This is a genomic window from Bacillus sp. FSL K6-2839 (assembly GCF_038003365.1).
Classification (GTDB): Bacteria; Bacillota; Bacilli; order Bacillales; family Bacillaceae; genus Bacillus.
The window spans coordinates 2,114,991-2,135,917 of the sequence record NZ_JBBOOZ010000001.1; the positions used below are offsets into that span (position 1 = coordinate 2,114,991).

21 protein-coding genes, 1 pseudogene and 1 riboswitch are annotated in these 20,927 nt (G+C 42.4%); of the genes and pseudogenes, 4 read left to right on the top strand and 18 right to left on the bottom strand.

Annotated features, from left to right (window positions below; genetic code table 11):
• Positions 1-28: 28 nt before the first annotated feature.
• The 8 genes from dtd to MHH26_RS10910 form a co-directional block, all read right to left on the bottom strand.
• Positions 29-472, bottom strand: coding sequence for a D-aminoacyl-tRNA deacylase (dtd, locus tag MHH26_RS10875; RefSeq protein ID WP_060596866.1), 444 nt, complete (start codon positions 470-472; stop codon positions 29-31).
• 18 nt (positions 473-490) lie between these two features.
• On the bottom strand, positions 491-2,701 hold the full coding sequence (locus MHH26_RS10880; RefSeq protein ID WP_307499997.1) for a RelA/SpoT family protein: 2,211 nt from the start codon (positions 2,699-2,701) through the stop codon (positions 491-493).
• Positions 2,702-2,843: 142 nt separating this feature from the next.
• On the bottom strand, positions 2,844-3,356 hold the full coding sequence (locus tag MHH26_RS10885) for an adenine phosphoribosyltransferase (RefSeq protein WP_034661543.1): 513 nt from the start codon (positions 3,354-3,356) through the stop codon (positions 2,844-2,846).
• Between the two features lie 23 nt (positions 3,357-3,379).
• Entirely contained in the window at positions 3,380-5,704 is a 2,325-nt protein-coding gene (recJ, locus tag MHH26_RS10890) for a single-stranded-DNA-specific exonuclease RecJ (protein WP_340973436.1), read from the bottom strand.
• Between the two features lie 81 nt (positions 5,705-5,785).
• Entirely contained in the window at positions 5,786-6,139 is a 354-nt protein-coding gene (locus MHH26_RS10895; RefSeq protein WP_334749904.1) for a LapA family protein, read from the bottom strand.
• Between the two features lie 101 nt (positions 6,140-6,240).
• Positions 6,241-6,729, bottom strand: a complete 489-nt coding sequence (locus MHH26_RS10900; protein WP_106039602.1) for a cation:proton antiporter regulatory subunit — start codon at positions 6,727-6,729, stop codon at positions 6,241-6,243.
• A gap of 187 nt (positions 6,730-6,916) precedes the next feature.
• Entirely contained in the window at positions 6,917-9,145 is a 2,229-nt protein-coding gene (gene secDF / locus MHH26_RS10905; protein ID WP_034661556.1) for a protein translocase subunit SecDF, read from the bottom strand.
• Between the two features lie 41 nt (positions 9,146-9,186).
• Positions 9,187-9,483, bottom strand: coding sequence for a post-transcriptional regulator (locus MHH26_RS10910; RefSeq protein WP_340973438.1), 297 nt, complete (start codon positions 9,481-9,483; stop codon positions 9,187-9,189).
• A 115-nt stretch (positions 9,484-9,598) separates the two neighbouring features.
• Here MHH26_RS10910 and spoVB point away from each other — a divergent pair, with 115 nt between their 5' ends.
• Entirely contained in the window at positions 9,599-11,149 is a 1,551-nt protein-coding gene (spoVB, locus tag MHH26_RS10915; protein WP_034661559.1) for a stage V sporulation protein B, read from the top strand.
• A 1-nt stretch (position 11,150) separates the two neighbouring features.
• On the opposite strand, the gene MHH26_RS10920 is transcribed toward spoVB, so the two are convergent.
• Complete coding sequence (locus MHH26_RS10920; protein ID WP_034661562.1) at positions 11,151-11,813, bottom strand: DUF421 domain-containing protein; 663 nt, start codon at positions 11,811-11,813, stop codon at positions 11,151-11,153.
• Positions 11,814-11,978: 165 nt separating this feature from the next.
• Here MHH26_RS10920 and MHH26_RS10925 point away from each other — a divergent pair, with 165 nt between their 5' ends.
• Positions 11,979-12,356, top strand: a complete 378-nt coding sequence (locus MHH26_RS10925; protein WP_034661565.1) for a TIGR04086 family membrane protein — start codon at positions 11,979-11,981, stop codon at positions 12,354-12,356.
• A gap of 49 nt (positions 12,357-12,405) precedes the next feature.
• Here MHH26_RS10925 and yajC read toward each other — a convergent pair whose 3' ends face one another.
• The 7 genes from yajC to MHH26_RS10960 all read right to left on the bottom strand — a co-directional run bounded on the left by yajC (position 12,406) and on the right by MHH26_RS10960 (position 17,423).
• Positions 12,406-12,672, bottom strand: coding sequence for a preprotein translocase subunit YajC (yajC, locus tag MHH26_RS10930; protein WP_003216659.1), 267 nt, complete (start codon positions 12,670-12,672; stop codon positions 12,406-12,408).
• A 47-nt stretch (positions 12,673-12,719) separates the two neighbouring features.
• Entirely contained in the window at positions 12,720-13,865 is a 1,146-nt protein-coding gene (gene tgt / locus MHH26_RS10935; RefSeq protein WP_034661568.1) for a tRNA guanosine(34) transglycosylase Tgt, read from the bottom strand.
• 31 nt (positions 13,866-13,896) lie between these two features.
• A complete protein-coding gene (gene queA / locus MHH26_RS10940; protein WP_034661572.1) occupies positions 13,897-14,925 on the bottom strand; it encodes a tRNA preQ1(34) S-adenosylmethionine ribosyltransferase-isomerase QueA in 1,029 nt (342 codons plus the stop codon).
• A gap of 34 nt (positions 14,926-14,959) precedes the next feature.
• The gene (locus MHH26_RS10945; protein WP_034661574.1) at positions 14,960-15,160 is read right to left on the bottom strand and encodes a DUF2905 domain-containing protein; all 201 of its coding nucleotides are present in this window, start codon (positions 15,158-15,160) and stop codon (positions 14,960-14,962) included.
• Positions 15,153-16,157, bottom strand: coding sequence for a Holliday junction branch migration DNA helicase RuvB (ruvB, locus tag MHH26_RS10950; RefSeq protein WP_060596875.1), 1,005 nt, complete (start codon positions 16,155-16,157; stop codon positions 15,153-15,155). Before ruvB ends, MHH26_RS10945 begins: the two co-directional genes overlap by 8 nt.
• Before the next feature lie 11 nt (positions 16,158-16,168).
• Positions 16,169-16,774, bottom strand: a complete 606-nt coding sequence (gene ruvA / locus MHH26_RS10955; protein WP_034661580.1) for a Holliday junction branch migration protein RuvA — start codon at positions 16,772-16,774, stop codon at positions 16,169-16,171.
• A gap of 148 nt (positions 16,775-16,922) precedes the next feature.
• Positions 16,923-17,423 (bottom strand): intercompartmental signaling factor BofC, encoded by a 501-nt coding sequence (locus tag MHH26_RS10960; RefSeq protein WP_170938406.1) that lies wholly within the window; start codon positions 17,421-17,423, stop codon positions 16,923-16,925.
• A gap of 239 nt (positions 17,424-17,662) precedes the next feature.
• Between MHH26_RS10960 and MHH26_RS10965 the strand changes: the two genes are divergently transcribed.
• Positions 17,663-18,307 (top strand): serine/threonine protein kinase, encoded by a 645-nt coding sequence (locus MHH26_RS10965; protein ID WP_034661587.1) that lies wholly within the window; start codon positions 17,663-17,665, stop codon positions 18,305-18,307.
• Between the two features lie 32 nt (positions 18,308-18,339).
• On the opposite strand, the gene MHH26_RS10970 is transcribed toward MHH26_RS10965, so the two are convergent.
• A complete protein-coding gene (locus MHH26_RS10970) occupies positions 18,340-18,522 on the bottom strand; it encodes a hypothetical protein (protein WP_003216799.1) in 183 nt (60 codons plus the stop codon).
• A 191-nt stretch (positions 18,523-18,713) separates the two neighbouring features.
• Here MHH26_RS10970 and MHH26_RS10975 point away from each other — a divergent pair, with 191 nt between their 5' ends.
• Complete coding sequence (locus MHH26_RS10975) at positions 18,714-18,860, top strand: hypothetical protein (RefSeq protein ID WP_189313012.1); 147 nt, start codon at positions 18,714-18,716, stop codon at positions 18,858-18,860.
• A 35-nt stretch (positions 18,861-18,895) separates the two neighbouring features.
• Here the strand turns inward: MHH26_RS10975 and thiC are convergent.
• Positions 18,896-20,656 (bottom strand): annotated as a pseudogene (gene thiC, locus MHH26_RS10980) (phosphomethylpyrimidine synthase ThiC).
• 126 nt (positions 20,657-20,782) lie between these two features.
• Positions 20,783-20,891, bottom strand: a riboswitch (TPP riboswitch).
• Positions 20,892-20,927: the final 36 nt, after the last annotated feature.

Genomic DNA, 20,927 nt, shown 5'->3' on the forward strand with positions numbered 1-20,927 from the left:
ATGAGTTTATCTACAGTCTAAAGCGAATCTATTCTTTGCTATCCATCCAGATGGTGACGGGCCCTGAATTGGTCAATGACACATCCATCATCGCGCCAAAGCGGCCAGTTTCTACATGAATGCCTTTTTCTCTAAGGGCTTTATTGAAACATTCGTAAAGGGAGTTCGCGGCATCTGGCTTGGCTGCTTTCATAAAATTCGGTCGTCTGCCCTTTCTCGTATCACCATAAAGGGTAAATTGAGACACAGACAGGACGCTTCCTTTTACATCCAATAACGAATGATTCATTTTCCCGTTTTCATCTTCAAAAATACGTAAATGTGCAAGCTTTTCTGCTAAATAAAGCACATCTTCTTCTGTATCTTCATGTGTGACACCAACGAGCACCATATACCCTTCATTGATGGCACCTGTGATCTCTTCTTCTACCTTCACAGATGCACTTGTCACACGCTGCACTACAAGCCTCATAGACGATATACTTCCTTTCTAATTCATGAATCGGCGAACAGAGTAAATGTCTTTGATTTGTTTAATGCGCTCTACTACTTTGTGCAAATGGTTAATGTTTTGGATAAAGATCGCCATATGGATCGTCGCCACTTTGTTACGGTCAGACTTCCCAGAAACTGAAGAGATGTTCGTTTTGGTTTCATTGACTGCTTGAAGCACCTCATTGAGTAAGCCGCGTCTATCATATCCTAATATTTCAATTTCCACATTGTATTCTTTACGGTTTCGAGCAGGCTGTTCATGCTCCCACTCTACCGGGATTAACCGTTCCTGCGCTTCTCCTGTCTTCACGTTCGGACAGTCATCACGGTGAACAGATACGCCCCTGCCTTTCGTAATAAAACCAACAATGCTATCACCTGGAACAGGATTACAGCACTTAGATAAGCGGACAAGCAGGTTATCTATCCCTTTGACTCTTACGCCTGCTTCTCGTTTTTTCCCATGATACGTCTTTGACTCTACTGTCACTTCTTGAACAGTTTTCTCTTGTTCTTCTTGATCTCTTTGTTTTCTTTCTTTTTCTGTTAAACGATTGGCGACTTGAAGTGCAGTAATTCCGTTATAACCAACCGCTGCATACATGTCCTCTTCGTTTGAAAAATTAAATTTGTCAGCCACTTTTTGCAGGTTTTCATCTGTCAGAATGTCTTTGACATCAAACTCAAGGTTTTTGATTTCTTTCTCCACGAGTTCTCGGCCTTTTTCGACATTTTCTTCACGGCGCTGTTTTTTGAAAAACTGTCTGATCTTGTGCTTCGCTTGGGAGGTTTGGGCAAGTTTGACCCAATCCTGACTTGGTCCATAGCTGTGCTTAGATGTCAGAATTTCAATAATGTCACCTGTTTTCAATTTATGATCGAGCGTGACCATCTTTCCGTTGACTTTAGCACCAATCGTTTTATTCCCAATTTCCGAGTGAATCCGGTAAGAGAAGTCAATCGGAACGGAACCCGACGGCAGTTCAATGACATCTCCTTTTGGTGTAAACACAAACACCATATCAGAGAAGAGATCGATCTTTAATGATTCCATAAATTCTTCTGCATCTGTCGATTCATTTTGGAATTCAAGGATTTCTCTAAACCAAGAGAGCTTCTTCTGGAAGACAGCTTCCTCCGTTGATTCTGCTGACTCTTTTCCTTCTTTGTATGCCCAGTGCGCTGCAATTCCGTACTCTGCAATTTCGTGCATTTCCACTGTACGGATCTGAACTTCAAGCGGGTCACCTTTTGGCCCAATCACTGTTGTATGAAGGGATTGGTACATGTTCGGCTTTGGCATCGCAATATAATCCTTAAACCTGCCTGGCATCGGCTTCCAGCATGTATGGATAATCCCGAGCACGGCATAGCAGTCTTTAATGCTGTCAACCAAAATACGAACGGCCAGCAGATCATAAATTTCATTAAACTGCTTATTTTGCAGGACCATTTTGCGATAAATACTATAAATATGCTTTGGTCTGCCGGAAAATTCAGCCTTGATGTTCACCTCTGACACACGGTCTTTCACTTCATTAACAACCTCGTCCAAGTATTCCTCACGTTCCGCTCGTTTGCGCTTCATGAGATTCACGATCCGGTAATATTGCTGCGGATTTAAGTAACGGAGCGCTGTATCTTCAAGCTCCCACTTAATCTTTGAAATCCCTAATCTGTGCGCAAGCGGTGCAAAGATTTCAAGTGTTTCATTTGAAATTCTTCGCTGCTTCTCCTGAGGAAGGTGTTTGAGCGTTCTCATATTGTGCAGACGGTCTGCCAGTTTAATTAAGATGACGCGTATATCCTGCGCCATTGCCACAAACATTTTTCGATGGTTTTCGGCCTGCTGTTCTTCTTGTGATTTATATTTAATCTTCCCGAGCTTTGTCACACCATCAACAAGCATCGCAACTTCTTCGTTAAAATGCTCTTTTAAATCCTGTAATGTCACATCCGTATCCTCGACAACATCGTGCAGGAAACCGCCTGCAATGGTCGATGGGTCCATTTCAAGGTCAACAAGAATCCCCGCCACTTGAATTGGATGGATAATATAAGGCTCACCAGATTTCCGGTATTGCTCCTTGTGTGCATTTTCAGCATATTCATATGCTTGCTCTATAAATTGAATATGTTCAGCGGACAGGTATTCTCTTGCCTTGTCAATGACCTGCTGCGCCGTTAAAACTTGTTCGTTCGCCATGGAATCACCTTTTTAAATGAAAACTGTATTGTAGTTTATTATCAAGAAAAATTCGATAGATGTAAAGAGAAGAAGTCCGCTAAAAGATTTTTGATAGGAAAAAAGCACCCTTCTTACCGAGTGCTTTTTGCGTAAAACTCCATTAGTATTGCATTAACGTCAAGATGTCGTAACCGTCAAGCTTCTTTCTGCCGTCCAGATACGTCAACTCAATCAAGAATGCAATTCCTGCCACAACGCCGCCTAATTCCTCTACAAGCTTGATGGATGCTTCAATTGTTCCACCAGTCGCAAGTAAGTCATCTGTAATCAGGACACGCTGACCAGGACGAATCGCATCTTTATGAATCGTTAATACATCTTTACCATATTCTAAGCCGTAATCGACTTTAACGACTTCACGAGGAAGCTTTCCTTCTTTACGAACTGGTGCAAAACCTACACCTAGTGCGTATGCTACAGGGCAGCCAATAATGAATCCACGCGCTTCAGGTCCAACAATGAGATCAATGTCTCTTTCCTTTGCGTATTCAACGATTTGATCCGTTGCATAACGGTACACTTCGCCTTTATCCATTAACGTTGTAATATCTTTAAATTGTACACCTTCCTTTGGGTAGTCAGGTACAACTGTCACATATTGTTTTAAATCCATCTTTTCCTTTTCCTCCTCGTACGTCAAAGCACAGGTGAGACTTCGCTCATCATGCTATTCAGCCATTCCTTCAGCTCTTTGGCTGAGGAATATGTTAGTGTTTGATCGAGTTCCATCAATCGTTGTTTTGCTGTATAGGATGCTGATGCCGTTAAATCTTTTTTAGGGGCATCACGTACTATTGACAGCACACCATTCTCTATTTTAACAAAATCGAGTTCAAAAAACACCTTTGTCATAAAAATGATTGTATCTTTTGTCCAGCCTCTATGTTTGGCAAGCTCCATTCCTTGTTCTTTGAGGGGGAAACTTCCTCGTTTTAACAAGAATCCATAAAACCATTTGAATTGATCACGGCTAGGGAAAGAAGACATAAAATGATCTTCTTTTCTTTGAAAAACCGTATAAACTCTAGCTGGCTTTTGGTTTTCTAAAAGCTGCCTTAGCAAATGCTCATCTGCAGGAACATCCGCAAAGACGATATACTTGCCCTCTACATCGAACGTTGAAACATTTTCTGCATGGACATGATAAATTGGGATATTGACTTCCTGTTTTGTTTCTTCGTCAAAACAGACCACCACATATTTTTCTGGATCAAGCGTGGAGATTGTCTTTTCCCAATCCTTTTTGCCGCGCAAATCAAACAGCTGCCATTCATCTACTCGGGCATCTTTTAGCATAAGCTGAGGTTTCTTCCGGTTATTCCATTCATTGATGGACATTTCACCAATTACGGAAATGCGGCTACCTGTGACAATTTCTTCTTTTAATTGACCTTGATGAAAACCGACACAGTCAAGCAGCTTGTCTTCGTCTTTCAGAGACATTTTAATATGATTCTGATTTGCCCCAATCGTTCGAATCTCTTCAAGCCTCGCATCTTCAATCATGATGAACGGCTTTGGATTCTGCATGCCAAATGGTGACAGCATCCCCACTTCTTCAATCGCTTCAACCGTCAATTCGTCTACCTTGCATACGGCATCGACCCGCTGAATCGGAATAAAATCTTCTTCTGTCAACGTTTCATTCGCATATTGATTTAATCTTTCTCTTAGTAAAGGAACATCATCCGCTCGAAGTGTCATACCCGCAGCCATCGGGTGCCCGCCGAAATGCGGCAGAATGTCACGGCATTTGCTTAAATGGGAAAATAGATCGAAGCCAGGAATACTCCGCGCTGATCCTTTTGCCATTTGCGTCTCTTCATCTATTCCAAGCACAATCGCCGGACGAGAAAATCTATCCGTCAATTTAGAAGCAACAATTCCGACAACACCCGGATTCCAGCCAGCTTTCGCTACAACGATCGCAGACTGGTCATCACCTGTCTCTTCAACCATTTGAATGGCTTCTTCTGTGATTGTACTCACAATTTTTTGACGTTCTTTATTGAGTTCTTGTACAAAACGAGCGAGCTCTTCTGCTTCATCCTTATCCTCTGTCATGAGAAGATGAACAGCTGGATCTGCCTGTTCAATTCGCCCTACAGCATTCAGCCTTGGCGCAATTTGAAAGCCGACCGTTTCTTCATTTGCTTCTTCAAGAGTAGCTCCCGCTTCTTTCAATAACGCTTTCAGCCCCGGTCTATTCGACTGCCTAAGCTGCACAAGCCCTTTTTTGGCGAGCCATCTATTCTCATCATGAAGCGGCACAAGATCCGCTATTGTCCCAATTGCCGCAAGATCTAACAGCTGAGCTGGCAGCTTTCCAAGGAGTGCATGCGCCACTTTAAACGCTACGCCTACACCGGCAAGTTCTTTAAAGGGATACTCACAGCCCGGCTGCTTAGGATGGACAATCGCAAATGCCTCAGGCAGCTCCTCACTTGGTTCATGGTGATCTGTAATGATCAGGTCTAACCCTATTTCTTTTGCAATACGTGCTTCATTTACAGCTGCAATGCCTGTATCGACCGTGATGACAAGCGATGCGCCTTGCTCTTTGATATATCGGAAAGCCTGTTCATTAGGCCCGTAGCCTTCTTTAAATCGATCTGGAATATAAAAGTCTACTTTCGCAGATCGCTCTTTTAATGTATGTAAAAGCACAGACGTACTTGTCACACCATCCGCATCATAGTCTCCGAAGATCACAATCGATTCCTGCTCTTCGATCGCTTTGTTGATGCGCTCTACTGCTTCTTTCATTCCTTTTAATAGAAATGGATCATGAAATTCGGCTTTTTGATCAAATAAAAAAGACCTCGCTTCTTCTACTTCTTCGAGTCCTCTTTTTACAAGAAGCGATGCAGTCAGCGCTGAAATATTCAGATTTTCAGAGAGTGATTTCACTTTTTCTTCGCTTGGATGTTCATATTCCCAGCGCATTTTGGATAATAACATAAATTCACCCCTCAACCACACTATTATACTAGAGTGGCCTGAGGGGTTTCAATTTTTATTTTATGAAATTGTGCTGGAAGATTATTTTTCCTTCCGGTCAAATGATGCTGGCTGTTCTTTTAAAGGCGTCACATTCGGTTTCTTTTGAACGTCTTTGTCGATCTTTTTATTCGAAGCAGCAGGTGCAGGTGCGGCTGCACGCTCAGCTTTTAAAGCCCTTAGTTCACGTTTTAGTTTCACAATTTGGAAAATCCCTGCAAAAGCCACAATGAGTCCGCCCATTAGCACAGAACCAATAATGACAAGAATCAGCGGCCATTCAGCCGTTCCAAATAAGTAGTCAACTTGCACTGGCCGCACATTGATCACGGCAAATACTGAGACAATTAATACGAAAATAAATGCGAGTATGATGGTCCATTGTTGTTTGTTCATCTACATATCCCCCAAGCTTTTTCTTTTATTCTTCCCTTTTCCTTGTCCTTTTTAAACACAGAAAGAAAAGAGCGGAAGAAAATCTATCAGCATGGGCATGATTAGCTGCTGAGTTTTTCTTTAATGAGGTTCTTTATTTCTTGTCTTTCTCCAGAAATAACAAGGGTATCCCCTTCTTCAATGACCGTATCAGGTCCTGGATTTAAAATCTTCTCATGTGATTTTCTCACGATAGCGATGACTGTTACTTGATAGTTTTGGCGGACATTGAGGTCTCCGATTGTCTGCTGAACAGCTGGTGCATTCTTTTCAATCTTAAACCATTCAATCATCAGTTCATCAATGGCTACCTCTACAGTTTCAAGCGCTTTCGGCTTATATACCATGCCGCCTAAAATAGCTGCAATTTGTCTTGCTTCTTCATCGTTTAGCAAAATACCAGAAATAGATTCTTCATGGTCGTCCTCTTGAAAATGATACATTTCTCTTCTGCCGTCATCGTGTGTAATGATGGCAAGCTTCTCATTATTTCTTGTGATCATTTCGGCTTTGTGACCGATACCTGGCAGTTCAGTTTCCCGAACCTTCATAACAGCCCCTCCAATGAATAAAGCCAAATGCCTCAAACGGACACTTGCTTTCTATACTGATCTAAACGTATGTCATTATAGCAAAAGACCATTTCAAGATCAATGAAACCCGAAATGTTTTTTTCGAATCGACTGCTGATCCGGAGAAACTACAGAAAAAGACTGCCAATTAGGCAGTCTCGCTACATTAAATATCTTGCTCAGTATCAATCTTCGCCGGTTTTTTCATCTCACGGCCTTTCCACATGAGCCAAATTTGCGCTGCGATATATAGAGATGAGTACACCCCTGTTAACAGACCGACAAGTAAGGCGATGGAGAAGTTTGTAATAGATGCTGATCCAAAGATAAGCAGTGCGATCACAACGACAAGTACGGTTAATACCGTGTTGACAGATCGCGTAAAGGTTTGCTGTAAACTCAAGTTCACAATGTACGAAAGATCTTCAATGGTTTTTGGTTTGCGTTTCTTCATTTGTTCACGAACCCTGTCAAAGGTGACGATCGTGTCGTTGATCGAATATCCGATGACTGTGAGAATCGCCGCAATGAAGGTGACGTCCACCTCTAAACGCGTAATACTAAAGAAGGCCACGATAAAGAACGCATCATATAGTAGTGAGATAATCGCTGCAATTGCCATTTTATATTCAAAACGAATGGATACATATAAAATGATCCCGATTGAAGCAATGATGACAGCATATAATGCATTTCGGGCAAGTTCTTTTCCAACAGTCGGAGACACTGTACTTACGTTCGGCTCCGTTCCGTATTTATCTTTAAAGTAATCTTTCACTTCAGCAATCTTTTCTTTGTTCGGCACACCGACAAATCTCGCTGCTGCCTGATTTTCTTTTTGACCCGATAACACGACACTGTCTGTCTCAAGGTCCAGTTTTTTAAAGTCTTGCTCGATTTGTTCAGTTGACAGCTTGTGATCACTTTGGATATCAATTCTAGTTCCACTTGTAAAGTCAATTCCGGCATTCAGCTTGAAGATGGAAAGAACGATGATTCCCGCAATGGTGATAGTAGCTGAGAAAATCATAAATCCTTTACGTTTGCTGACGAAATCCCACTTATCAAATGGCGTTTTCGGCTCGGTATTTTCTGTTGTTTCGTGAATGTTCATAATGTCTTTTTGACGAACACCAAACCAGCTTTTTCTCCGGTCAAGATAGCGGCTTTCAACAAGAAGACCAAGAAGGAATCTTGATAGGAAGACAGCTGTGATAAAGCTTGTTAAAATCGAGAGGATGAGCATCGTTGCAAATCCTTTTACAGAGCTTGTCCCGAAGAAGAACAGCACGCCGCCGGCAATGATACTTGTTAAGTTTGCATCAAAGATGGTCGCAAATGATCGGCGGTTCCCTGATCTAAAAGCAGAACGGACAGATTTGCCGAGCTTGAGTTCTTCTTTGATCCGCTCATAAGTAATAATGTTGGCATCAACAGCCATCCCTACCCCTAGAATCAGTGCCGCAATTCCAGGCAGAGTCATGACTGCACCCATCCAGTCAAACACTTGAAGCGTAATGTAAATATAAGCTGAAAGTGTGATGACAGCAATAAGACCAGGTAATCGGTAATAAAGCAGCATGAATAAGAAGATAAATGCGATTCCTACAATTCCTGCGAACACCGTTTCGTTTAGTGCTTGTTCACCAAACTGTGCACTCACAGATGTTGAATATTTTTCTGTTAATTTCACTGGCAATGCCCCAGCATTTAAAATACTTGCAAGGTCCTTTGCCTCTTGGACAGTAAATTTCCCTTCAATTTGCACGTCACTGCTGTTAATTTCTTGGTTCACATTCGGCGCAGAGACATACTTGTGGTTTGATTTTGAGACTTCTTTTTTGAAGGAATCTCCTTTGTGGTAATCAAGCCAAATGACAAGCTGGTTATTCGGCGCCATCGCCGCTACTTTTCTTGTGACGTCACCAAATTTTTTCGCATCCTTTAGTTTAACCGTCACAATTGGCTCATTCGTTTGACTGAATGTTTGTTTTGCACTGTTTTCGACCAAGTCAGCCCCGTTTAGGAGTTCTTTATCATTCGTATCTCTGAAGGATAGCTGTGCTTCAGTGGAAAGAATCTCCCTAGCTCTGTTTTGATCTTTTACCCCCGCAAGTTGCACGCGGATACGATTGTTGCCTTCAATCGAGATGTTCGGCTCACTTACACCTAGCACATTGGCTCTTCGGTTTAAAGCCTCCACTGTACTGACGAGGACACTATTTGTAATCTTGTCCTCTTTTTTCACTGGATGTACATCATACAGGACTTCAAATCCACCCTGCAAATCCAGCCCTAGCGTCATATCTTTCGCAACAGGCTTTGTTAGTAAGCCTACGCCAGTTCCGATTAACAGAACCACTAAGAAAAACGCAAGAATGCGCCCTTTTTTCATTATGTATTTCCTCCTTAAACACCTGAATCCATTAAGATGGCTTATTTCAACAGTTCATCTAGCATATTCTTGCCATCTTCACTGTCCAAAAAAGCAGACGTTTTAAACGACTGAACGGTTGCATAGTTCATAAATTCGCCAATTTTCACAGATAAAATATCTGCAACCATTTCATGAATCGGATACTCTTGTTTTTTCTTCCACTTCTTATTCTCTAAGTATGACCATAATTCCTCTAAATCTACATCTTTATAGCCCAAAACGATGAATTCTTCAAGCTTACTGAACAGAAAAGGCTTTAAATGGTCTTTGTAAATTGCAACCGGATGTTGTGTCAATGGGATGCTCCCCCTTTTCAGTTTTTATCGAGAGACTTGTCATGCTTGGACGATATACACGCATATCTTATTGTATATGATTCTATGTCGTTTGAGAAGGCAGGTGATCTTTGATTTGACGAAGCAAACGTTTTTAAAGGGCACGATTATTTTAATTTTAGCAGGTTTTATCACGAGAATATTGGGTTTTGTCAATCGGATTGTGATTGCAAGGTTCATTGGCGAAGAAGGAGTCGGGCTTTATATGATGGCTGCCCCTACCTTTTTTCTCGCTGTGACGCTGACACAATTTGGACTGCCTGTCGCTATTAGCAAGCTTGTCGCAGAAGCAGAAGCCCGGGGTGACAAACAGAAAACTAAACGTATTCTAGTCATGTCCCTTGCGATAACAGGGACACTCAGCCTGATATTCACGCCGCTCTTTTTATGGTTTGCACCCATCATGGCAGAAAATATGCTGACAGATCCTAGAACGGTCTATCCACTGCTTGCCATTACTCCCGTTGTCCCAGTCATCGCCATTTCCAGTGTGCTGAGAGGATATTTTCAAGGCAGACAGCAAATGAGCCCGCTTGCCATATCTCAAGTACTGGAACAGGTCGCAAGAATTTCTCTAGTGGCAGTATGTACAACAGCTTTCCTTCCTTATGGGATTGAATACGCGGCAGCTGGTGCGATGATTTCATCTGTCATTGGAGAGATGATTTCACTTGCATATTTACTGATTGCCTTTCGTTATAAAAAGACCATTCGTATTCGAAAACGATTTTTTAAGGCGATTCATGACGGTAAGGACACGTTTAAGCAGCTGATGAGTATTGCCCTGCCAACAACAGGCAGCCGTTTCATCGGGAATATTTCGTGGTTTTTAGAGCCGATAGTTGTCGCGCAAAGTCTTGCTATTGCTGGATATGCGGCTGTAGAAGCGACAAGGCAGTATGGGGAGTTGACTGGTCTTGCGCTGACCCTTTTGACACTGCCTAGCTTTATTACGTACTCTCTATCCACTGCATTGGTCCCGGCGATCAGTGAAGGAATGGAGCAGAACAAACGCAAAACGGTCGAATACCGGCTGAAGCAGGCGATGCGTCTTTGTCTACTCAGCGGAGGCATTTCCTGTATTATTCTTTTCGTTTATGCAGAAGATTTAACGCTCTTTATGTATGGTTCATCGCATGCGGCTATCTATGTGAAATTCATGGCCCCATTTTTTCTATTATATTATTTTCAAGGGCCGCTTCAAGCTGTCCTGCAAGCACTCAATTTAGCTGGTGCGGCGATGACGAATAGTCTGATAGGTGCTGTTGTGAAAACAGGGATGATTTTTGTCCTTGCTTCACAGCCGGGCTTTGGCATTATGGGGGCAGCACTCGCGATATTAATCGGCATCGTCCTTGTCACGCTGCTTCATGCGGCAACTGTCGGTAAAGTACTGCCTATTCATTTACCAATGAAGGAATATGGGATATGCGTTCTTGTGATCATCGGCACCGGGGCTGTCAGCCTTTGGCTGAAGTCTCAAGTAAACGGGCTCTTTTCTGCCCCTATTGAGCTTGTGATGCTGATCTTTGTTACGTGTATGCTATATGTCATTCTATTAATCTGTCTAGGGCTAGTGAAGCGTGAAGAGCTTCGCCGCATCCCATTCATTGGGAAACTGCTTTAGCTCATCTCTTCTTGATCACTTCATCTTTCAAATCAATATAAAATGTCTTTTGATTAAAGCTGCAGTAGGAAATCTGATCAATTTCATGATAGCCCCTTTTGGCAAGCTCATCTTTCAGCCACTGTTCATTTTGATTAATTTGCTTCAGATGATCGTGCTGTACAACACCATCTGCAATAAGTGGCAGCTCAAGCGCTCCGTGTGTGTGCTTGTTTTCTTTTTCAACGACCGCAAGCTTTCCGGATGGCTCTAAAATGGCGTAAGAGACGTCCTGAATGCTATCGATGTTGTTTTCTCTTAATTGAATAAGCAGGTCATCAAAATTGTATCGCTGTTTTCTCATCGCACCCTCGTCGATTTTCCCATTGATGATGAGCAGGGTCGGTTTGCCGTCTAGAAAGCGCCGGACACCTTGGAATTTCAATGAGAGGTAGGCGAGTGTGATTTGAATGAAGGTTAACAGCAGGATCGGCCATACCGTATGTAACATGTGATCTTCGACTTCTTCTATGGCGAGAACTGCAATTTCTGCGATCATCATAAAAATGACAAGATCTAAAATACTCAATTCGCCAATTTCTCTCTTGCCCATTAACCGAAAAATAAACCAAACAAGAAAATATAAAATGATTGTTCTCATGGAGATAATCAAGATGTCCTGCATGTGATGTAAACCCTCCTTCTCCACCATAGCTTGTGTCAAAACACTTTATTTATGTAGAAAAGAAAGCCTCTGTTTTTATCGTGAGAAACATGTCTATTTTTTCTTCACGGTGAATACATTTTAGTAAAAGACAAGCTTCGGTCAATTGGAGAGGAGACGAATCACATGCAGGAAACGAAACAAATCGGAAAAGGGATTTTATCCGGCTTAATGGCCATTTTTATCGTGATGATTGTCACAAGCTTACTTGTATCGCTCATGCTTACCTTCACAAGTATGCAGGAATCATCGTTTAAATGGATGATTATGATTTTGTCCTTTGTGGCACTTTTATTAGGAGGGATCATTTCTGGAGGAAAAGCAAAGGAGCGCGGCTGGCTCATTGGCGCGATCACTTCTATGATCTTTTCTCTCACTGTATTCTTATTTCAATATTTAGGGTTTGGAGAAACCTTTTCACCAGAGCAGTTTATCTATCATGGGGCATTTCTAGGGATTTGTATGCTGGGCGGAATGATTGGCGTCAATCTTCGAGGCAAATAAAAAAAGAGCGGATCATATCGCTCTTTTTTTATGGCTATGTATCGGAGGATTAACCTTTGTCAGCTAATTCTCTAATAGCACGTCGATCGAAAGTTAAACGGTTGTTCTCGCTAGTTTTGATGACCACTTTTGATTCATCAATGTAGTCGATTTCACCGTGTAAACCACCGATTGTGACGATTTTATCGCCTTTTGATAAAGATTGCTGCATCTGACGCACAGCTTTTTGTTGCTTTTGCTGTGGACGGATTAACAAGAAGTAAAGCACAGCAAACATGACAACAATCATAATGATTGAACCCATACCACCATCCATTCTATTTCACCCCTTTCTAAAGCATTATAAAGCCTTTCGTTTATGCGTTAAAAGTTTTTCGCATTCGGTTTGTTAAAGCCATAACGCTCAAAAAACTCTTCTTTAAAATCACCTAAACGATCCTCACGGATAGCTTCTCTCACTTGCTCCATTAATTTTAACAGAAAATGAAGATTATGATAAGTTGTTAATCGAATTCCGAACGTTTCATTTGTTCGGATTAAATGTCTAATATAGGCGCGTGTGTAGTTTTTACATGTGTAGCAGTCACAATTTTCATCGATTGGTCTGAAATCACGCTCATATTTTGCATTTTTCACAACAAGACGTCCTTCGCTCGTCATCAAGGTGCCGTTTCTTGCAATTCGCGTTGGCAGCACGCAGTCAAACATATCTACACCGCGAATGGCACCGTCAATTAAGGAATCTGGTGAGCCGACACCCATTAAGTACCTTGGCTTGTCTGCCGGTAACAATGGCGTTGTGAACTCCAGTACACGGTTCATCACATCTTTTGGTTCACCAACAGATAAGCCTCCGATGGCGTAGCCTGGGAAATCAAGTGAAACCAGATCTTTTGCACTTTGTTTACGAAGCTCTTCGTATTCTCCGCCTTGGACAATTCCAAACAGCCCTTGATCCTCTGGACGCTGGTGCGCTTCTAGACAGCGCTCTGCCCATCTGCTTGTCCGCTCCACAGAACGTTTCATGTAGTCGTACTCTGCTGGATATGGCGGACATTCATCAAATGCCATCATAATATCAGAGCCAAGCGCATTTTGGATGTCCATGGCCTTTTCAGGAGAAAGGAACAGCTTGTCTCCGTTTAAGTGATTACGGAAGTGGACGCCTTCTTCTTCAATTTTTCTAAATTCACTCAAAGAGAATACTTGGAATCCGCCTGAATCGGTCAGAATCGCTCGATCCCAGTTCATAAATTTGTGCAGCCCGCCTGCTTCTTTCACAATGTCATGACCCGGACGGAGCCATAGGTGGTACGTATTGCTTAAGATGATGCCTGCATCCATTGCCTTTAGTTCTTCAGGTGCCATCGTTTTGACTGTAGCCAGTGTACCTACCGGCATAAATACAGGTGTTTCAAAGGAGCCGTGCGGTGTATGAACGCGTCCTAGTCGTGCACCTGTTTGTTTGCATGTTTTAATGAACTCATAACGTATCGGTAATTGCGACAAAAATGAGCCCTCCTGTCTTTGTTGTATGATGTTATTGAATCAGCATGGCATCGCCAAAGCTGAAGAATCGGTATTCCTCTTTTACAGCCTCATTGTACGCTTTTAGTACATGCTCTCGTCCAGCTAATGCGCTGACAAGCATGATTAACGAGGATTTTGGCAGATGGAAATTCGTGATCATGCCATCAATGGCCTTGAATGTATAGCCTGGGTAAATAAAGATTGACGTCCAGCCGCTTGACGCTTTGAATTCGCCGTCATGCGCACTTGCAATGGTTTCGAGCGTTCTCGTTGACGTTGTCCCAACTGAAATAATCCGTCCGCCTTCCTTGCGAACGCGATTGAGCTCTTCAGCTGTTTCTTCATTCATTTCGTAAAACTCTGCGTGCATTTCGTGTTCTTCAATACGTTCTGCACTGACCGGTCGAAAAGTACCAAGCCCCACGTGCAGTGTAATGAAAGCTATATGCACACCTTTTGCTTTCAGCGCATCCAGCAGCTCGTTTGTAAAGTGAAGACCAGCAGTTGGAGCAGCAGCGGAGCCAACCTCTTTTGAATACACCGTTTGATAGCGTTCACGATCGTCAAGCTGCTCTTTAATATAAGGAGGCAGCGGCATCTCACCGAGGGATTCAAGTACTTCATAAAAAATGCCTGTATACTGAAACTTAACTTTTCTTCCGCCATGTTCCATCTCTTCTGTACATACCGCTTGAAGCCGTCCATCACCAAATGTGATAACCGTTCCTTTTTTCACCCGTTTGGCTGGTTTTACAAGTGTTTCCCAGTTGTCTCCCTCCTCTTGTTTTAATAGAAGAAGTTCAACTTTTGCACCTGTATCCTCTTTCATTCCAAACAAACGTGCAGGCAGAACGCGTGTATTGTTTAAAACGAGACAATCACCCGTTTGAAAATAATCGGTGATTTGTGAGAATGTATCATGTGTCATCGCACCCGTTTGTTTGTTTAAGACCATCAGTCTTGATGCATCTCGTTTTTCAAGCGGCACTTGTGCAATCAATCTTTCTGGTAAATCAAAATCAAATAGTTCTAGCTTCATTTCCTTCACCTATTCTGTAGTTAACTAGTTAACGTTATTTCATCCGTCCAAAGATATTAAGTAATATGGTTAGCACAATGCTAATGGCAATGCATGTTATCACAGGAAAAAAGAACGTCACATTTCCTTTTTTCACAAAAATATCACCTGGAAGCTTACCAACTAATTGAAATACTAATCCTGCGGCAAAAAGGACACCACCTAAAATCATCAATATTTTAGGGAATTCAGTCACGAATCGGAACCTCCATTTGAAAATGTTCATACGCTTCTCTTGTGACGACCCGTCCTCTTGGTGTTCTTTGCAGGAAACCAATTTGCAGTAAATACGGTTCGTACACATCTTCAATCGTATGTGATTCTTCTCCAATTGTCGCTGAGATTGTATCAAGCCCAACAGGACCGCCTCTAAATTTTTCGATCATACTTAAAAGCAGCTTATGATCTATATGATCCAGGCCAAGCCTGTCGACTTGAAGGCGCTCAAGGGCATCTTCCGCAATGTCCTCGGTAATCGCATGATTCCCAAGCACCTGCGCAAAATCTCTTACTCTTCTGAGCAGACGATTGGCAACTCTTGGCGTGCCCCGGGAACGTCTTGCGATCTCTTCGGCTGAGCGAAGATCGATCCCAATCTCAAACAGCTCGGCTGTTCTTGCCACAATGTGAGCCAAATCTCTTTGCTCATAGTATTCCAATCTTGCATGTACCCCAAACCTGTCACGAAGCGGTGCTGTTAAAAGCCCTACACGAGTCGTGGCACCTACAAGTGTAAATGGCGGTAAATCAAGCCGTACAGAGCGCGCTGTATCTCCTTTGCCAATGACGATATCTAAACAAAAATCCTCCATTGCCGGATAAAGCACTTCCTCAATTGAGCGCTGCAAGCGATGAATTTCATCTATAAACAACACATCACCTGGCTCAAGAGAAGTTAAGATTGCCGCCAAATCGCCAGGACGTTCAATCGCTGGTCCAGATGTTGTACGCAGCTGAACATTCATTTCATTGGCGATAATCGACGCAAGCGTTGTTTTCCCGAGTCCAGGCGGTCCATATAAAAGGACGTGATCGAGTGTTTCCTGCCTCATGCGGGCAGCTTCAATAAACACACTGAGGTTATCTTTTACTTTTTGCTGACCGATATATTGGCTAAGTGTCTGTGGCCGCAGACTTTGCTCAATGGCTGATTCATGGTTGTCTGCTTCAGTTGAGACGAGTCGTTCATCCATGAGACATCACCCTATTTCAACATTTTTTGTAAAGCTTTTTTCACATATTGATCGGTTGTGAGATTCTTTTCTTCTTTTAATAATGGAAGAACCTTTTTAATTTCACGATCACCGTATCCAAGAACATGTAAGGCTTCAAGCGCTTCGTCTAATGCCGTTTGCTGCGTTTCGACCTGAATATGGTCCTCGTGATTAAATAGGTTGCCAATCATTTCCGGTACGACATCGGCTAGCTTTCCTTTTAGATCGAGAATGATTTGGCGAGCTGTCTTTTTGCCAACACCAGGGAACTTAATCAGGAACGCTTCATCTTCACGTTCTATCGCTGAAATGACAGCGCCAGGATCACCAGAAGCAAGAATCGCTAGAGCCCCCTTCGGCCCAATCCCCGTGACATTTAACAGTTTTGTGAACAGCGCTTTTTCTTCTCGCGTTTGAAATCCATATAACGAAAAAGCGTCTTCCTTTATGTAATGATACGTATAAATCGTTTCTTGTTTGTTTACTTGATAGATAAACGGGTTTGGGGTATAGACTTGATATCCCACTCCGCCGTTTTCAATGACAACATATTGCGGGCACACATAATCAATGGTCCCTTTTACAAACTCTATCACCGTTTTCACCTCTTTGACTGTTCTTCATTGTAACATAAATCGAGAAGAAAACCGCAATAAAAGTTAACATACGTTCGCTCAATGCATTTTTACGATGAAACCACGAAAAACAGCTTGCGGCCTTCACACCAGCAAGCTGTTACACGCTTTAAAACGATATTTCATTTCGGTAAGGCTTCATGACTTCAAGCACATGCTCAAATTCATCCTTTGTTCGAAAAGGAATGCCTTGCTCAAGCTGCTCCTCCACATGACTTTCTAAACGGGACGTATCAATTTGAAAAAAGAGATGAATAGGCTCCGCCCAGCCGTCAGGCCTTCCATGAAACGTAGAAATCACACCGTCCTCTGATAACCCGATATATCCATTTGCTTTACTTAATGGAGAGATATCATCAATTTGCTTTCTAAAAAGCGCAAAATCCTCTCTCTGTTCTACTAGCGTCCAGCCTTTATACTGTGCCCAGAATGTGTCTTTGTCTTCTAATGATGCCCGGTGTCTTTCAATACTCACATCTCCGTCTAGATAGACTTTTTCAAGCTGCACGGTGATAGAGTTTGACTGCTTTTGCAAGTGTTCTTTTCCTTCCATATCCACAGCGAAAAAAAGCACACTTGTCATGATAAGTCCTGTAACGAAACATTTCATCTTCACTTTCACTATTTACACCTCTTTAGAACATGAGATCGATGCATGACATATGTAGTTTGACCCATTTTTCTAAACATTAACCAAATCGATGACATGAATGTATGGGAAGAGTCTTTCGTTGTATCCTTCATTCGTAAATGGTATGTTTTATACAATCCATTGCTTTATCGAATGACTCGGTTTTTTCATCATTCGTTTTTCAGCCGCATAAACTGAAACCAAAGAAGGTGAAGTCAATGTCAGATGTTAAAAGATTAGCCGAATCGATTCAGTATCATGAAGATAAACGTCTTCATAAGCTTGCCTTTAAACCGGCAGAGCTTGAACTGTGCGGCAAAGGAAGAAGTGCCTATGTCTTTTCATACAAAAAAGACGGCAAGAAAATGGCACTAAAAGTCTTTTTCCCTTCTTATCAACATATTGCCCGCAAAGAAGCCGCCATTTATGAAAAACTTTCTGGTTCGTCTTACTACCCTGAGATTTATGAATCTGGGGATCAGTATATTTTAATGGAATATATTAAAGGCTACACATTCTATGAATGCCTCACAAAGGGGATTCCTATTAAAAAACAAATGATTGAACAAGTCGATGATGCGCTAGAAGAAGCACGCGAGAAAGGATTGAATCCTTCTGATATCCATCTGCGGAATCTGATCTTAACAAAGGAAGGCCAGGTCAGGGTCATCGACGTAGCCCGTTTCACACAAACAAAAGCATGCCATCAATGGAATGATTTAAAAGCCGCTTACGCTTATTATCAAAAACCTTTTTTCCCTAAAAAAGCACCGCGTCTATGGCTTGAAGTGATTGCTTATTTGTATAAAAAGAACTGGCTGTCCCGCGGTCAGCTTAATAATCGAAATGATTTTTCTGCATAATGAAAGCCGCTCTCTCCGAGCGGCTTTCTGTTTTAATCTGTTTCTACGTGGATGCTATTCACATTTAATAAGTTAATGATTTCATTATTCAGCTTAAACCAATGATTGGCTTCTTCAATTTTCTTATACACATCATAGGTAGCTGGGCGTTTCAGCTCGAAATCAAGCACTTCCCCATTGTTCATATGAAATGTTACCTTAAATACTTTCATCATAAGATCACCTTCCACTCTTTCTTGTTAGCTGGCCAAATAGATCGGCTCTTTTCATTCATTCTCTATTCAACTCGTTTCCCCTCCTTCTTTCCTTTCAAACACAAGAAGTTTAAATTTTGTTTAAATTCAAACAACATCTCTATCCCTCTGCTTTGCAAAGAAGTATATTATTTAAAAAGGAGGCTCTCTTCATGAAACGGAAAAAGAAACGAACATCTCCCGAAAGACAAACCGTCTTTTTTCATTTAACAGATGCCCTCATTCCGAGTTTGGACATGATGGTACTTGCATTAAAAGCATTTTTCCACCTCTTAAGAAAAGCCTTTTCCGCCATCTGATAAAACCCCGCACAACATACGTGCGAGGTTCTTTTTTAGGATGAATAAATTTGACTTCCTTGGCTGATAAACTCCTTCGCCTTCTTCTCCATCTCTCTTTTCACTTCTTCTGATTAATTGCGAATATCATGGGAAATTTTCATACTGCAAAACTTCGGTCCGCACATCGAGCAAAAATGGGCAGTCTTAGCGCCTTCCGCAGGCAATGTTTCATCATGGAACGCCATAGCTCTTTCTGGATCAAGTGACAGGTGGAATTGGTCACGCCACCTAAATTCAAACCTCGCTTTCGATAAAGCATCATCGCGCTTTTGAGCAGCAGGATGTCCTTTTGCTAGATCAGCGGCATGTGCGGCAATTTTATAGGCAATCACACCTTCTCTCACATCTTCTTTGTTCGGCAGACCTAAATGCTCTTTTGGCGTCACATAGCATAGCATCGCTGTTCCATACCAGCCGATCATGGCCGCACCGATGGCGGATGTAATGTGATCATATCCCGGGGCAATATCTGTTGTAAGAGGCCCTAACGTATAAAATGGTGCCTCTTTGCAAATCTCCATTTGCTTGTCCACATTCTCTTTGATTTTATCCATCGGAACATGTCCAGGCCCTTCAATCATCACCTGTACATCATGTTTCCAAGCGGTCTCTGTCAATTCACCTAACGTTTCAAGCTCTGCAAACTGCGCCTCATCATTGGCATCAGCAATCGAGCCTGGTCTCAGACCGTCTCCAAGTGAAAAAGCAATATCATACGTTTTCATAATCTCACAAATGTCTTCGAAGTGGGTATAGAGGAAATTCTCTTGATGATGGGCAAGACACCACCTTGCCATAATGGCACCGCCTCTTGAAACAATTCCGGTCACCCGATCGACTGTCAGCGGAATATACCTTAACCTCACGCCCGCATGAATCGTAAAGTAGTCTACTCCTTGCTCTGCTTGTTCAATTAATGTGTCTCTGTACACGTCCCACGTCAAATCTTCTGCCACTCCATTTACTTTTTCAAGCGCCTGATAAATGGGAACGGTTCCTACTGGGACTGGGCAATTCCGTATGATCCATTCTCTCGTTGTATGAATGTCCTTTCCTGTAGACAGGTCCATCATGGTGTCTGCACCCCATCTGATCGCCCATGTCATCTTTTCTACCTCTTCATCAATGGATGATGTCACAGCTGAATTGCCAATATTCGCATTGATTTTGACGTGAAAATGCCTTCCAATAATCATCGGTTCACTTTCAGGATGGTTAATATTCGCTGGAATGACTGCTCTTCCGCTGGCTACTTCCTCTCTCACAAACTCAGGGCTTAGCTCTTCTCTTAACGCGATAAACTCCATTTCAGGCGTCACAATACCTTTTTTTGCATAATGCATTTGCGTCACACAGGCACCTTGTTTTGCGCGGAGCGGCTCATGATGAAAATCAGTATGAACATGATGAAAGGACTCTTTTTCCTTAGAACGATATCCGTTATCTTCTGGTTTCACATGGCGCCCTTCATAGCTTTCTGTATCCCCTCTTTCTTCGATCCATGCTGCCCTAAGGCGTTTTAATCCCTTAGTGACATCAATATGGGCTCTCTCATCGGTGTACGGTCCACTCGTATCGTACACACGAATCGGTTCATTTTGAATGTTCCCCGCCTGTGTCACAGTTTTTGAGAGAGCAATCTCCCTTTTTGGCACTAAAATGTCAGGTCTTGATCCTTTCTCATACACCTTTCGGCTGCCGTCAAAGCTTGATAATAAGGATTGAGTTGTTGGGGTATTTTTCTTTTCTTTCATTTGCTGTTCTCTCCTTCTCTTCTTGTCACCGGACAGGATGGAATCAGCACCAGCAAAAAACCAGGCTCTATGAACAGAACCTGGTTTCGTCGACAGAAATAAACATGAATGTCATCCATATGACCCATGTATCATCTTCAACTTCCCCACGCTGGTACGAGCCAGATCAGGTCCAAAGGGTTAAGAAGCATACACTTCTCTCTCAGCCCAACTGCGGGCACCCCTAGTCACATTATTTATTGATTTCCACAACAGTGTAGCATAGAGATGC